The 1,090-nt window shown below is 47.9% G+C and carries 1 protein-coding gene; it reads left to right on the top strand.

Translation table 11 applies throughout. From position 1 onward, the window contains the following. The coding region (locus QUA42_RS27605; RefSeq protein WP_333141874.1) for a choice-of-anchor Q domain-containing protein at positions 1-1,090 on the top strand (1,090 nt) is incomplete at both ends.

The following is a 1,090-nucleotide window of genomic DNA, read 5'->3' as shown; positions in this document are numbered from 1 at the left end:
GGCAATGACGGTTCCCTAGCGGATAATACCGAACGTGGTGGCGGCGCGATCGCCACTAAAAGCGGCGGTGTTCTGACTATCAGAGATAGCGAATTTACCAACAACAAAGGCAGCTACGGCGGTGCTGTTAATAACCTGTTGGGCAGCATGACGATCGAAAACTCTAAATTCATCGGCAACCGCACAGAGAAAGGCGTTGGCGGGGCAGTTTACGTCGATGGCGCTAATGCTTCGGGGCCGAATGCAACCCCCGGCCCCGTTGCCGGAACTATTGCTATCCGCAACAGCGTTTTTGATGGCAATATCGGTGCCAGAGAAGGAGGAGCGGGATTTTTATTTGGCTATCTTCAAGATAAGATAGTTTTAGAAAATAGCACTTTTATTAACAATAAAGCTGTTAAGGATCTAGCAGGAGTTGGAGGTTCGGGAGGTGCAATTCGTCACGGAAATGTGGATCTTACTGTAACAAACTCCACTTTTGCTAATAACCAAGCTGAAGATAATGGGGGCGGTTTGTGGTCAGGAGGGAATGGAAATATCAGCATTGTTAACAGTACATTTTCCGGCAACAGCGCTGCTAAGCAGGGCGGAGGAATGCTTGTCGCTAACAGAGATTCTTTTTCGACTAACATCGTCAATTCGACTTTTGCTAAGAATACTGCTGAATTTTCCGGAGGGATTGCTACTTTTAACGATCCTGTGAAATCGCCAATTACTGTTAAGAATTCGATTTTTGATAGGAATACGGCAAGTAACTCTTTTAAAACTAGGCAGCACACTGGACGGGAGCTCATCGATGGGGGAAACAATCTTCAATTTCCCGCTAAACTGACGACCGGAGATCCTAATGATAGTAATGTTACGGCAAATGTGAGGATCGCAGACCCCTTACTCGGCCCTTTGCAAAATATTAACGGCGCTTTTGTGCTGCCGCTGCTAACAGGAAGTCCGGCCATTGATACTGGTACTGGTGCGGGCGCGCCGGCTGCTGATCAGCGCGGTGTGAGTCGCCCTCAAGATGGTGATAATAACGGAAGTGCGATCGTTGATATTGGCGCTTATGAATTTAACCCTACAGTCACGCCGACTC

Source organism: Microcoleus sp. Pol11C2, assembly GCF_036701505.1.
GTDB lineage: Bacteria > Cyanobacteriota > Cyanobacteriia > Cyanobacteriales > Microcoleaceae > Microcoleus.
Note: the sequence above shows the minus strand (reverse complement) of the source record. Positions and strands in the feature narration are given on the sequence as shown.